Origin of the sequence: Bradyrhizobium uaiense (assembly GCF_010811875.1) — a bacterium.
Lineage (GTDB): Bacteria > Pseudomonadota > Alphaproteobacteria > Rhizobiales > Xanthobacteraceae > Bradyrhizobium > Bradyrhizobium uaiense.
Genome location: NZ_VKHP01000034.1, coordinates 36,721 through 50,032 on the forward strand (window position 1 = coordinate 36,721; position 13,312 = coordinate 50,032).

At 59.8% G+C, this 13,312-nt stretch carries 10 protein-coding genes; 6 read left to right on the forward strand and 4 right to left on the reverse strand.

The genetic code is table 11. From position 1 onward, the window contains the following. Position 1 precedes the first annotated feature (1 nt). Both FNJ47_RS11310 and FNJ47_RS11315 read left to right on the forward strand, forming a co-directional pair. Positions 2 to 778, forward strand: coding sequence for a PP2C family protein-serine/threonine phosphatase (locus FNJ47_RS11310; RefSeq protein WP_163153153.1), 777 nt, complete (start codon positions 2 to 4; stop codon positions 776 to 778). Further along, complete coding sequence (locus FNJ47_RS11315; protein WP_163153154.1) at positions 775 to 2,565, forward strand: serine/threonine-protein kinase; 1,791 nt, start codon at positions 775 to 777, stop codon at positions 2,563 to 2,565. Before FNJ47_RS11310 ends, FNJ47_RS11315 begins: the two co-directional genes overlap by 4 nt. A gap of 8 nt (positions 2,566 to 2,573) precedes the next feature. Here the strand turns inward: FNJ47_RS11315 and FNJ47_RS11320 are convergent, their stop codons facing one another. Together FNJ47_RS11320 and FNJ47_RS11325 are read right to left on the reverse strand one after the other, a co-directional pair. Beyond that, on the reverse strand, positions 2,574 to 3,602 hold the full coding sequence (locus FNJ47_RS11320) for a DUF4424 domain-containing protein (RefSeq protein ID WP_235999828.1): 1,029 nt from the start codon (positions 3,600 to 3,602) through the stop codon (positions 2,574 to 2,576). Between the two features lie 31 nt (positions 3,603 to 3,633). Continuing rightward, positions 3,634 to 3,915 (reverse strand): hypothetical protein, encoded by a 282-nt coding sequence (locus FNJ47_RS11325; protein WP_163153155.1) that lies wholly within the window; start codon positions 3,913 to 3,915, stop codon positions 3,634 to 3,636. Between the two features lie 156 nt (positions 3,916 to 4,071). Here FNJ47_RS11325 and FNJ47_RS11330 point away from each other — a divergent pair, with 156 nt between their 5' ends. The 3 genes from FNJ47_RS11330 to FNJ47_RS11340 all read left to right on the forward strand — a co-directional run bounded on the left by FNJ47_RS11330 (position 4,072) and on the right by FNJ47_RS11340 (position 8,374). Continuing rightward, entirely contained in the window at positions 4,072 to 5,793 is a 1,722-nt protein-coding gene (locus tag FNJ47_RS11330) for an NHL repeat-containing protein (RefSeq protein WP_163153156.1), read from the forward strand. Between the two features lie 140 nt (positions 5,794 to 5,933). After that, positions 5,934 to 7,709: a caspase family protein gene (locus tag FNJ47_RS11335; RefSeq protein ID WP_163153157.1), complete on the forward strand. Its 1,776-nt coding sequence runs from the start codon at positions 5,934 to 5,936 to the stop codon at positions 7,707 to 7,709. Positions 7,710 to 7,729: 20 nt separating this feature from the next. Next, positions 7,730 to 8,374, forward strand: coding sequence for a DUF4384 domain-containing protein (locus FNJ47_RS11340; protein ID WP_163153158.1), 645 nt, complete (start codon positions 7,730 to 7,732; stop codon positions 8,372 to 8,374). A 172-nt stretch (positions 8,375 to 8,546) separates the two neighbouring features. Here FNJ47_RS11340 and FNJ47_RS11345 read toward each other — a convergent pair whose 3' ends face one another. Further along, positions 8,547 to 10,391 carry a caspase family protein gene (locus tag FNJ47_RS11345; RefSeq protein ID WP_235999830.1) on the reverse strand — a complete coding sequence of 615 codons (1,845 nt, stop codon included), beginning with the start codon at positions 10,389 to 10,391 and terminating at the stop codon, positions 8,547 to 8,549. Positions 10,392 to 11,262: 871 nt separating this feature from the next. On the opposite strand from FNJ47_RS11345, the gene FNJ47_RS11350 reads away from it, so the two are divergent. After that, positions 11,263 to 12,096 carry a DUF1194 domain-containing protein gene (locus FNJ47_RS11350; RefSeq protein ID WP_163153159.1) on the forward strand — a complete coding sequence of 278 codons (834 nt, stop codon included), beginning with the start codon at positions 11,263 to 11,265 and terminating at the stop codon, positions 12,094 to 12,096. An 89-nt stretch (positions 12,097 to 12,185) separates the two neighbouring features. On the opposite strand, the gene FNJ47_RS11355 is transcribed toward FNJ47_RS11350, so the two are convergent. After that, complete coding sequence (locus tag FNJ47_RS11355; protein ID WP_163153160.1) at positions 12,186 to 12,872, reverse strand: hypothetical protein; 687 nt, start codon at positions 12,870 to 12,872, stop codon at positions 12,186 to 12,188. Positions 12,873 to 13,312 lie beyond the last annotated feature (440 nt).

The following is a 13,312-nucleotide window of genomic DNA, read 5'->3' on the forward strand; positions in this document are numbered from 1 at the left end:
GATGGTAAACGTCCCGTCCTTGTTCGATGTCGGTAGCGTGACCCACGCCGGACGGGTGCGGGCGCGAAACGAGGATTCATACCTCGTGAGAACCGACGTCGGCCTGTGGGCCGTCGCTGACGGTATGGGCGGTCATGAGGCCGGCGATCTTGCGAGCCGCATCGTGGTGCAGTCGCTCGATGCGATCGGCACGACGGACTCGGCGGCGGACCTGCTGGCGCAATGCGAAGCGCGTCTGTTCAGCGCCAATCAGCAGATCCAGGCACTTAGCCACGCAAGGCAGGGTGCCATTGTCGGCTCCACGACGGCAGTCCTGCTCGTGCGCGACGGCCATTATGCCTGTATTTGGGCGGGCGACAGCCGTGTGTACCTGATCAATCGCTACGGTATCACGCAGGTGTCGCACGACCATAGCGAGTTGGAGGAGCTGATCGCCGGCGGCACACTATCGCGCGAAGAGGTCCAGGATTGGCCGAGCAATGCCATCACCCGGGCTGTCGGCGTTGTCGCCGAACCCGAGTTCGAGGTGGTGACCGGTCCAGCCGAACCAGAAGACGTCTTCGTGATTTGCAGCGACGGCTTGACGCGACACGTGCAGGATGACGAGATTCAGCAGCACGCGGCCACTCGACTTGCTCAGGCAGCCTGCGACGACATGCTCGCGCTCGCGCTTGATCGCGGCGGGCTCGATAACGTTACGATCGTGATCGTGCGATTGCTCGCGCGACGATCCTCAGAGCCCACGAGAACGCCGCTCAATCGGGAGCCGCGACCATGACCGCGAACGATCCGTTTCGGTCATCCTACCGCGGTGTGCCGGCCGGCACCCGGCTCAACGGAATTTACGAAATCGAAGCGATGATCGGATCAGGCGGCATGGGGGAGGTCTACCGATGCCGCGAGATCCAGACCGGATCGCCGGTCGCGGTCAAGATGTTGCTACCCGACATGGTCGACAACGAAGCGGCACTTACGCTGTTCCGCCGGGAGGCGGCGGCGCTTCACAATCTTCCGCATGAAGCAATCGTTCGCTACTTCCTGTTCACGGTCGAACCCGTGCTGCAACGCCCGTATCTCGCGATGGAATTTGTGAACGGGCGCTCGCTGTCGAACATGCTCGACGATGGGCCGCTGACCTTCGAAGCGCTGGTCAAGTTGGTGCAGCGGGTCGCGTCGGGCCTTCAGGCCGCTCATGAGCACGGCATTATCCATCGCGACGTCTCCCCCGACAACATCATCGTGCCGCTCGACGATGTAAGGCGCGCGAAGATCATCGACTTTGGTATCGCCCGGTCAACCCAGATGGGTGACAAGACCATCATCGGTTCCGGCTTCGCCGGCAAGGACAATTACGCGTCGCCGGAGCAGGTCGGCTTGTACGGCAACGATGTCACCGCAAAGTCCGATGTCTATAGCTTCGGCCTCGTGCTGTTCCATGCCTTGACCGGACAGAAGCTCGATATGGGCGGGAGCCAGTTTCAACTGGTCGAGAAACGTCGGCGTGTGCCCGATCTCGGCGCGGTGGATATGCGTATCAGGCCGCTTCTCAAGAGGATGCTGCAGCCGGATCCGGCATTGCGCCCGACCATGGCGGAGGTCGCCAACTGGGCGCCGGGGGCTTCGTCTCAGCCGTCCGTTGCGCCGCTCTACGGCTTCGATCCATTGGGGAAGTCGGAAGCCCGGGCGTCCGCGCAGGAGCGGCCGCCACCAACCACGCGGAACTCTCGCCGTATCTGGCTTGGCACCTGCGTCGCGGGGCTGCTGCTTCTGCTGGGCAGCGGTGGGTACACCTACTATCGATTTGTCTGGAAGACGTCGGGATTGGCGGCCTTGCCGCCACCTCCGAAACTCGCCGGGGTGTCCGCGCCGCCGAGCGAGCCTTCCCCCTCACAGCCAGCACATCAGGAGCCGTTGAAGCCGGCGGTGATACCGTCTCCGTCTCCCGACGGGCCGGGTCGAGCCGAGCGCATCCGCAAATACGTTGCCCAATACGCGGGCGGAGACTGCTTCTTCATCCTGCCTGTTGCGGTGAGCTCGAGCGCAGCCGTCATTGAAGGTTACGGTGCTTCAACAGCGCCGTTCGATACCTTCGACAAAGCGTTTCGAAAGGAGCAGGGATTTGAGGCCTCTGTCGGCGTCAGGCAGGTGAACCAAGCACAATGTCCGGCAGTCAAATTCCTGAGCCAGGTTGGAAGCGACCAAGCACGTGCGCCGCGCATCAACCTGTCAGCGACGGAGCTGAAGGCAGGCGAGACTCTCAATGGGACCGTTGAGAATTTCGCCAACCAGGTGGTGGAACTGCTGATGGTCTCGGATCGCGGCGAGGTGCGTAGCCTGTCCTATCTCCTGAAGCCAGGCATCGACTCGCTTTCCTTTGCACTCCCGATGGAGCGGACGATCGGTCCGCAACTCCTGCTGGTCATTGCGGTCCCGCGGGTTCTGGATTCGTTGCGCCAGCCGCGACCGATGGCTGCCGACACCTTCTTCCTGCAGGCGACCAGCGAAGCTCAGCGCGGCAACGTGACCATCACTGCGGCCGCGCGCTATGTGATGCTCACGAATTGAGCTACTCTTCAGAACTTGCCGATTATCAAGATCTTCAGGTCGGCATCCGGCATGAAGTCGCTCGCCGTAAATTGGCGCGAGTTGTTTGCAGATGATGGCTTGAGCCGCCCGGGACAAAAACTGGCCAGATGGTCGTCACTTCCCGGATCGATCGTCAATGTGAAGGACCGGATTGGACCTGCCCAATTCGCGCCCGTCCTGAGCACGTAGGAGATACGCCGCTCCTGCAGCCTTGCGGTATTCGCCTGGTCGCTGCCTGCACGCCTGTCCAATTCGGCAAGGAACGCATCCGTAATGCAATAGTCTCGCCTGTATCGCTCGACCTCGGGACCTAGCGCTGCGCTACGACGCAGACCCGAGCGCAGGACCGTGTCAGGGCTGGAGCCGACGCTCGGGCGGTATTGATGTTCGACAGTGACGGTACGCGCCGCAGGAAACACCTGCTCGCGAACAGCCGAAGTCTTGGTTATCCAGCCAGGCATGTATTGCTGGCGACCGTTGTCGTTCATACCGGCAGGCATCAGAAGGCCGCCATCGATCAGCTTGCTTCGGGTTGCCGCAGGCAGGTCGGCGATCCGGATATCCCGATCGCCGAGCGGCAGCAAAGGCAGCTTATATTGACGAAGGAGGGCGGTCACATCCTTGCTGCCGACCATGGCGCGTTGGTCGATGGTCAGCGGCACCGCGATGCCGTCGATCTTGGTCTCGAACTCGACGAAGTTGACCGGATTGCTCGATGGAAAGGCAATGTTCTCGGCTTCGGACAAATCGATGTCGGGCAGCGGAAAGGCGACAGTGAGTGCAACCGGCTTGCTTGTCTGGTTGACGAATTGGTAGCGTACGCTGACCCTGTCCAAGCCAATACGAAGCTCCTCGCTCGCCATGGCCACATCCTTGGTGCGAACGAATTGCAGCCCGCCGATGGACAATTCGGCCGCGGAGTCGTTCGCCTGCGCGGGCCAACCGGTTGCGGCCATCAGGGCGATCATCAGGACTTGCAATCTCAATGACAGCCCGCCTAACGCTCCATTTGCCATGCCGGCCTCCATGCGGCGCCGCAGCGCGGGATCAATTGATCGCCTGGTAGAGATCTCCCCATTCCGGCTTCCAGACGCCATCCGGGTCGCAAACCACGATCGCGAGCTTCATGTCATTGGCTAGACGGATCGCGCCGCGAAAGGCGTCCTGGGCAGGTAGTTGGGCGCTGACCTGATCGCTGCTCAAGCGTCCCCCGCTTGCGGCGGCTGGCAACACGATTGACCCGGAGGCGCCTTGGTCGTCGCGCCTCAAGACCAGAGTAATTGCGTCGGGCTGGATTTCGCTGACTTGCTCAAATCTGTTTCTGGCCATGATTTTGCACTGCAAGCTGAAGGAGTTCGGACCATCACCGTCCAGTGAAGGAGTTGAACGAAATTGGGGTTGCTCGCCACTAATTGACGCTACTCTCGCGCAGTCTTGGATTAGTCGGACTGACGCGGGATTCGGTTCGGTTACATTGAGGCGGATATGCTTCGTCCATCTAGCTGGATCTGGCTCCCTATCGTCGGCGCAGCCATCGCTTCTAGCGTGGCAAGGGCCGACGATTCCGTCGTGCGAAGCTTTGCCGACGGTTCGGCCGCATCCATGGTCGGGATCGTCCCGGCCGGCAAGGACGTCGAACTCGTGGGCCCGCAAGCGCTCAGCGCGGACGGACAGGGAAATCTGTTTGTGCTTGATCAGGTCAACGGCCGCATTCTGCAGTTCGACCCTAAACAACCGAATGCGGCTCCCGACATCCTGAAGATGCCAAGCGATGTCCAGCCCACGGACCTTGTTGTTCGTAACGACGACATCATGGTTTGGGACGGCGGCGTACGCACGCTGAAAGCTGCACCGGGACAGTCTACCCGCGGGCTGGGCGGAGACGTGATCCAGCTGGAGGAAGTCTCATCCCGCGGAGCGGACGATCAGGTCGCCATTTCGGCCTTCGCACAGATGGGCTCGCAGGCGCCGAGCAGCCCAACCGATTTGCTGGATCAGAACACGCGCGCGGCCATCGTGAGAACGACGCGGCAGCCCGACCGGCAGTATATCGCCTCGCGCAGCAAGGGATCGGTGATCGCCGACATCATTCCCGACAAGGGCAATGCCAGCGTTCGGGTGGAAATCCAAACGATGGTCTCCAACGAGACCATCGGTCAGCTCGGCCTGCGCGTCCGCAACCAGCTCGGCACCGTGGAGTTTCTTGAGATTGACAACAGTGACCGCTTCTACGTGCTGGCCGAGGACATTCCTCCTTCGGGTAAGAATGCCTCCACATTCGTCGCACGCTATGCCGCGAACGGACGCCTTGAGGGCATTTACGAGTTGCCTCTGGAGAACACACCCGTCACCCGGCGGTTTGTCACCGTCTCAGGCGACGGCGATGTCTATTTTTTGCGTACCAAGCCGGAGGGTGTTGAGGTCGTTGGCGTCGGCTTCCGGCCCCTGGGGAAGGTATCCGTCATTGACGTCAGGCCGTCGCGCACGGCGGCCGCGCCGGCGGCGCAGCCGGATATCAAGTTCAACGCGACCGCCGCCGTACGGCCGTCCAATCGCCAGCAAGCGATCGAGACGGCCTTCGCCTTTGAAGGCATTCAGTGGAAGCTGACACCGGCGAACTACGGCAGCGATCCCGACAGCCAATGCTCCGGTTTCAGCCGGATTCGCCGGCCGTGGTATCTGCAGGGCAAGGTGAACCAGGAAGTGCGGGGCGTGCCCTATTGTTGGGGCTGCCATGGTTCGCTCGCGAATTTCCGGCAGCGGATCGAAAGCGGGACGCTTGCGGGCAATGTCTGCACCCGCAACGAACCGCGGCCGGATGTGGCCGGCGTCGACTGCTCGGCGTTCGTCAGCGCCACATGGGGACTTTCGGTTCACTACACGACCGCCGCGATCCCCGCGATCGCCGCACCCGTGACCAACCCCTGGGACCTCAAGCCTGGTGACGCGCTGAACAAGCCGGGTTCCCACGTGATGTTGTTCCTGCGGTTCACGCCGGATCGCAAGGCGGAGGTCATGGAATCCTCGACGGGCGGCTGCAACGGCAGGGTCTGCCGCAACGTCTATCCGCTCGCAAGCCTGCTCACACGCGGTTACGTTCCGGTCCGCTTTCGTGCCTTGGCAGACGATCAGACGACTGTTTCCGCGAACGCTTATCAGGAGATAGAGGCGCCGATAGGCCGCAAGGCGGCGAGCAAACGGCGCTGAACCTGGGGTTTTGCTAAGGCTACAGATGAACATGGATCACCGCCTGCGCACCGGTTTCTGGAGGTCTGGACGGCATCCCGCCCTTCCGCCTTACCGGTGTAGTTCCAGGACCGACCTACTTGATATCGAGGTGAATCACGATGCGATCGCTGAACGGCTTTGATCAAAAATCCGGCTTGCTGTGTGCCGCAATCCTGCTCACCCTGATCGGTCTGCTAGCCCCACGCGCGCATGCAGCGGGCGAACTGTCGATAAGCAATCCTGACGGTGCGGCTCTCCGGGCGCTCGTCATCGGCATCGACGACTACCAGCACGTACGCAAACTGAAGGGTGCGGTCGCCGACGCCAACGACATCGTGTCCAGCTTGCGGACCATGGGCGTCAGCGATGTGGTCGAGCTGACCAATGCGCAGGCCGATAGGGCAAGCGTGCTGCGTGAAATCAGCTTGCTAGTGGAGCGGACTAAGAGCAACGATCTCATCTTCCTATCGATTGCAGGTCACGGCTCGCAGGAGCCGGAGCGCATCAAGGGCTCCGAACCGGACGGAATGGAGAACGTGTTCCTGCTGCCCGAATTCGCGACCACGCCGGCCGGATCGGTCGAACGCATTCTAGGAAGCGAATTCAACCATTTCATCCGGCAATTCGAATTGCGCGGCGCAAAAGTGATCTTCGTTGCGGATACCTGCCACGGCGGCGGAATGGTGCGCGATATCGATCCGCGTGCGGCGGAGATGAGCTTTCGACAGGTGCCACGCTACACACTGCTGGTTGATGAATTGAAGCCAGTGTCGAGCAGCGACGACCCGAAGTCCGAGCTCGATCTCGACCACACTGCGTTCATTGCTGCGGTTGATCGTTACACCAAGGCGCCGGAAGTGCGGATTCCCGGGATCGATGGCTTGCGCGGCGCTTTGAGTTATGCCGTTGCGCGAGCCGTGGGGGGCAACGCGGACATCAATCATGATGGAAAAGTGACGCTGAAGGAGCTTTTCAGCAATGTTCGGCAGGTGGTCTATCAATTGTCCGACCAACGCCAGAACATCGTGACGGTATCGTCGCCGGCGCAGATGCCGGAGACCGAGGTCGCCTTCGAATTGACGCGCGGCGTAGTGCTGATCCAGGGGACGGCCGCGAGAGCTGCTCCCGCTCAGGTTCCTGCCGTCGCGCCCGTCGAGAAACAAACCCCCGCGCCGCCGGCCTTTACGGCCGCTTCGCAAACCGCTCCGGCCGGCGTCGCTGCGACCGGCTCGGCCGCGCCCGGTGCCGCGCTGCCGCCCTTCCGTCTCATAACACCGATCCGCTTGGCGGCGCTTGACGGCAAGATCAGCTATTTCGCGAACGTCAAACCACAGGACGCCAGTGTGCAGGCCGTTCAACCAACCGATAATCCCGACCTGATCTGGGACCCCGTGTCGCATGACGTAATCGCCTGGGGCGATGTGGTCGCTTATGGTGTTGACGTTGACGGCTTGCCGACGGTGGTCAACAGAACTGCGGCAATTCGGGAGCTCAAGCGCATGGCGACGCAGTCGCCGCAGCCGATGCGTATTTGGCCGGATGATCGACAGCAGCGCAGCGGCCAGACTGTCGAGGTCGAATTGTCCGACGTCGGTTCGCGGGCGGTGCTACTGTTCAACGTGTCCGGAGATGGAACGATCCAAATGCTGTATCCGGTGGGTTCCGATGCCGCGCTTACCCGATCAGTAAATCTGCGGCTGCCTCTTCGGGTGGGCGAGCCGTTCGGTGCCGAGCAGATCGTTGCGGTGACTTCGCAACAGCGAATGGTTGATCTAGAGACGGTCCTGATGCAGCTCAACCGGCGTCGCGCCTCGGGGCAGATGATCAAGAGTCTGGAGCGCTATCTGCCGGCGGATGCGCGGATCGCGTCTATTGGCTTTTTCAGCGTTCCCTGACAATGCTGTGACTGCAGGTCATGTCGTCAGCGAAGCCGGTTTTCCAGAAGCAATCATGGCTCGCGCTGGTGCTCTCGGCGGCGGGAAGCGGGATCGTGAGCGCCGCGCCGCTGCCATCGGCATTTCCATCTGCCGCGAGAGATACTCCAATGCTCTGGCATGTACAGGCCCCCCGCGGCTCGACAAACGCTGCTAGCGTGTCGCTTGAAATCCTGCCGGGTCCAACAGTTAACATTGGCGGCAAGGTGTCATTCGGCCTAACCGCCAAAAAGGCTGGCTATCTGATACTCGTGGATGTTGATGCGGAAGGGCGGATGTCCCAGATCTTTCCAACCGCCGAGCTATTGGCGCAGTCGATCGAACGAGACATGAATCTTGTGAAGCCTGGCGTCCAATTCATTGTTCCGACTCCTGCGGCACAACAACGTGGATTTGAGTATGTCGTCGCGCCACCGGCTGGGTCTGCCGTGATCGTTGCGATCCTGAGCGAGCGACGTGTGCAATTGCTTGATTTGCCAGACGTTCAGCGCAAGATTCAGGGGCCGGCCGATACGTTGAGCTATCTGTCCGATTGGACACGTCAGTTGCGTGTAACGGACAGCGGCAGTGGAAAGCTGGTGTCGAACAATTGGTCATTCGACATCAAATCATACTCTATCAAGTAGGCAAGCGATCGCGTTGGCTTACTCGGGCGGTTGAGGAGATCGTCCCACGCGATGTGGTGAATACTCTTGTGGCCGAAGGGCCAGGGCTTCAGCTCTGTTGCCGCCAGCATCGTCAATTGCGGAGCAGTCGGCGGCCGTACACGATGTCGAGCGCGCCGTTGTCCATGCTGTCCTAGTTGCAGACTTCAACATTGCCGGTACCGCCGCCGGGACCTCCGCCGCCACGGTAATCGAGATGACACCCGTGACGGACCGGGCGGCATAGATAAGAATCACACACGATCTGGCCGCTGCCGGCTGAGGACCTTGCAGTGGCTTGCCTTCGTCGCGGAACATCAGCTCGCGGCTCGGAGATACTGCGTACCGAATGATCGGCGCGCGACGGGCGCTCATCCATATTGCGCTTCGCCACCGGCTTTTTCCCGTGACTCTTCTCGCATTCGTTGTCCTCGTTGAGGAACGAGCCTTCGGCGCAGGTGATCTTGCGGCATTCGTCGCCGTCCGCCTTGTAGCCGTGCTCGCAGATCAGGGGGCAAACCCGAGTCGGTTTCAGCTTGATCGCATCGAGCGCATCGAGACTTGCAAGCTTGACGTCGAGTTTGGTTCCGGCGTGCCGGTTGAACAAGCCTAGGGAACGACGCGAGGCGGCGTTCCACTCACCGTCAATGGAGCCTGTGAAACAGCCAACCCGGCTCAATTCGCTCTGAACTGATTTGGCAAGATTCTGCTGCGGCGGTGCCGTGTTCAAGGCGGCAACTTTCGCACCCTCGCTATTCTGGGAGTTGACAGCGGGTGCAGGATCATTCGGCTTGGCGCTGTCGGGCACGGGCCCGTTCGAGGAAAGTATGGCGACCGTCGAGGATTGGGATGCCACCCGCCTCCGCTCGGCCTCGGTCGCTTGCTCTTGCGCTGCCTGCTTTGTCCTTTCTGCCGTGATACGGGCGTCCTCCGCGGCCTTGAAATCTGCGGCCGCTTTTTCCTGCTCGGCTCGCTGGGCACCTTCGGACGCAAGCCGGGCTTTTTGCTGCTCCGCTTCCTGCGCCTTCCGGGTCGCGGCAATGCGCGCGTCCTCCGCGTCGATCTGATTGAGCTGAAGCCTGGCAAGATTTGCGTAATAGCCGTCAGGATGCTGGGCGAGAAACGCATCCATGGCGGCTTTGTTGCCGACCTGCAGCGCCAACTCATAGTCGCGGCGAATTTCCGATGAGGCGCTGACCGCCGGCGGTACCTGCTCCTCGGCCTTTGGCACAAGCGCAACGTCCTCGCCCCCCAGCGAGCCGTAAACGTAAGGCTCCTGTCGATTTCCCGTAGCTTGCAAGACATCATCGCGGACGAAGCCGAAAGCCCTACGCACGTCGAGTCCAGGCTTTGCGATGTACTTGACTAGCGCTGTCGCATAAGGACTGTTCTTGCTGTTGCCGTCGAGTGCGGTCAGTCCGGCCTTGGCCGCAAATGCGATCAGCGTATTGGATACGGCGGGTTCGACCCGGGCGAGCCCCCGGCTGATCGCGCGCGAAGCAACGGTGCGTTTCATCGTGTCGGCGAATGGATTGTTGCGGCATGCGTCAACGATCACGATGCGCAGCTGCTTCGCCGGCTCGATCGCGAGTAGGATGCGATCGAGCGAGAAGGCCTCGTCATAGATATCAGTGTCGCGTTCAAGTCTGGCATCCGTCGGAATCAGATAATTCGTCCCGTCGATCTCGATTCCGTGACCTGCATAGTAAACGATCGCGATGTCTGCATCGCGAGCTTGATCGGCGAAATCCCTCAGTGCCCGCCGCATGTCGCTCGAGGTCAGGTTCTGCCGGGATTCCACTAAATCGAACCCGGCGCCCTTCAAGGTCGCGGCGATAGCGGTGGCGTCATTGGCAGGATTCGGAAGCAACGGCGCATTTTGATAGTTCGAATTTCCGACTACCAAAGCCACTCGCTTCGTTGCCCATGCGGGCTGCGAAGCGAGTAGAGCCGAAGCCGCAAGAAGAACAAAAACTCTGAAGTGTGCGTACAAGCTCATGGCCGCCGTCCAGAATCTGCCCGAAACAATGGTAGCTTTATCGAAGTTGGCCCCGCGCAAATTCCGCCGTGGCAGACTCCGCGTCGGACGGCCTTTCTCCGCACAGCTACCAATCCCAGGTCCAATCCATTTCTGAATGTTGTCGTTCAGGGTGGCGAAGACGTTCAACTGCACACGGAAGAGTGTAAACCAACGGGTAGCCGGCCCGATGCCGGGCCGAAAATAAAGCATTGAAATAATTTCGGTTTCCGCTCTTTGCGCGGTGGCTGGTGGTGCTGGCTACAGGTCAGGCTCGCCGACCGAAGTTCCATCCCTTGGCGGTGGAAGGACATCCAAAATAAGTGCGCGTCGCCTCATGGAGCAGAGCGGATCAAGGCCGGTCTCGTCAGATCTATCGCCGCGCTCTCGTTCGGGCATGGACAGCCGCCGAGCTTGAGAAGACGGCGCTGCTTGGCGGGTAACAATGAGACGGTTCAGTTGGCATGTCTCAACCGTTTTGACGCACCCGCGGTCGTCTCTCTTACGCTGAGCGCACAACATTGATTATCGCGTGCTAGATGTCCTCAGGCATGTTCCAGACAACTCGCTCCATATCTATCGCGGTAATTTATCGGCTTGCGACAGCTGATTTGTTCAAAAAGTTCTGAGCCGGCGAGCTTTGTCCAATAATGTAGCGATTGATTTCGCCAACGGATACGCCTCCGCTCATTTAGGATTGGTCTGGAGCAGGGTGGAAATTGTCAGTCTCTTATGAATTATTCGGTCTTTAGAGCGGCGCACCGGACAGGCGAGATGCACATTTCCTGGAGGTCGGGTTGGCGGATTTGAATGGCTCCGCCATCCGTGTCACCTTTGGTCCGTGGAGGTTATGATGCGCTGGGCTATGTCAATCGGAGCTATGCTCGTTGCCGGAGCTATCTCGGCGGGCGCGGCTGGACCGAGAAACCTCGGCTCTCAACGAAGCGACGGCAGCGAGGCTTCCGTATCGGTGGACCTCGAGCTTGTTATCGCTGTTGACGTTTCTTACTCGATGGATATGGACGAATTGGCCGTTCAGCGCGAAGGGTATGCCGAGGCGATCTCATCAAAGGAATTTCTCCAGGCCCTCAAGCAAGGACCGACTAGTAAGATAGCTGTCACATACTTCGAGTGGTCGGCGTCGAGCGATCAGAAAGTTATTATTCCTTGGCGTGTGATTGATGGGCCGGAATCCGCTGGTGCGGTGGCGGATGAAATCATGAAAGCCCCATTGCGCCGAGGTTCACGTACATCAATCTCTGGCGCGTTCAATTTCGCCGTTCCGCTGTTCTACGAGAATCGGTTTTTGGGAGCGCGACGCGTGATCGACATTTCTGGTGACGGTCCCAATAACAATGGCATACCGGTTACCATTGCACGTGATGCCGCAATTGAGAAAGGCATTGCGATCAATGGCCTGCCGATCATGATCAAAGAACCGTCGACTAACGCCATGGATATCAATAATCTCGATTGGTACTATGAAGACTGCGTGATTGGAGGGCCGGGTTTGTTTGTGGTCTCCATCAAGCTGCGCGACGAGATGAAAGAGGCAATTCGCACCAAGTTAGTCTTTGAGGTGGCGGGTCGTACGCCGGAGCGGTTGGTCGTTCCAGTTATAGAGAATGAACCGCGCGTACCCTGTTGGATTGGAGAGAAAATCTGGCAAGACCGTTGGGGGCGGTAGATCTCTATAATTTTCTTAGACTGTTCCACATTCACGAGCGGTCTGCGCGGCGGCGCGTGAGAATGAGGGCTATCCACTGCCATGATTTTCTAGGATGGCCGTTCAACGAAGGCGACGGCCTTGTTGCTATAAGTCCATATCGCGCCGTCGCGTTTGCTAATCCCGAGAAACGCGGTCTTTGTGCCGGCATATTTCATGTCCATGTTTCCGCCGTCGATGCCATATGCCCAAGGGTCGAGGCACAGAAACTCTGTGACCTTGTTGTCGGCTCCTGCAGTGCGGTGGCCGACGATGCCGACATAGTGGGCACCGCCGAGTGAGGCTCGTACCGGCACCTTGTTTTCGAGGTTCTTGATTGTCCAATCCACCGCTTTGCTGGGATCGCGGCCCGCGCTTACCTGGTCACGAGCCGTCGGTTCGACCATTTTCCAACCCATGTAGCGGACGAATACGATCTTGAGGATCGAGCCGCACCAATATTCATTGTTCACTGCCTTCAGGAATCCGGCATTGTTCTGGTTCCATGGCAGCTTGCTCTTCTTGTAGTTTTCCATCGACTCGTCCGCGGTCGCCAGCAGAATGGGACGGGTGTTGAGCGGCTCGTCCACCAGCATTTCATAGACGCGATGGCGGTTGTCCAATTCGTCGCTGGGGTCTTGGTTGCTGTAGAACTTGCGATAGGCAGCGGGCGCCTTGGCTGCCGTCGTGACGCTGTGGAAATAGTGCCAGATCAGGTCGGTTTTCCACGAGGGGTCGCGGGTATGGGTGTCGGACATGGTGACCTTCCATATGCTGCTGCGGCGCTTTGTGACCTCTTCCAGGGGCGGTCAGACGAGGCGCGCTGAAAGGTTTGTCCTTGCTCGATTGATGACGGTTGACCTTGTAGCGGTGTGTCGGATTGCCGCAGGCATGAACATACTGAGCCATCTTAGTGGGGATGAAGTTCCGAAGTCGACCGGCAACGCCGATGTCATTGGTCATGCCGCAGGAAGCTGCATTGACCTCCGACTAGACGAGCTGCCATTTCCCGACGATCGGATCAGCTCCAATTCGAGCACAGAGGCCTGATGATGCTGCCGACGCCTCGGGACTTCATCCCCACTAAGATGGCTCAGTATGTTCATGCCTGCGGCAATCCGACACACCGCTACAAGGTCAACCGTCATCAATCGAGCAAGGACAAACCTTTCAGCGCGCCTCGTCTGACCGCCCCTGG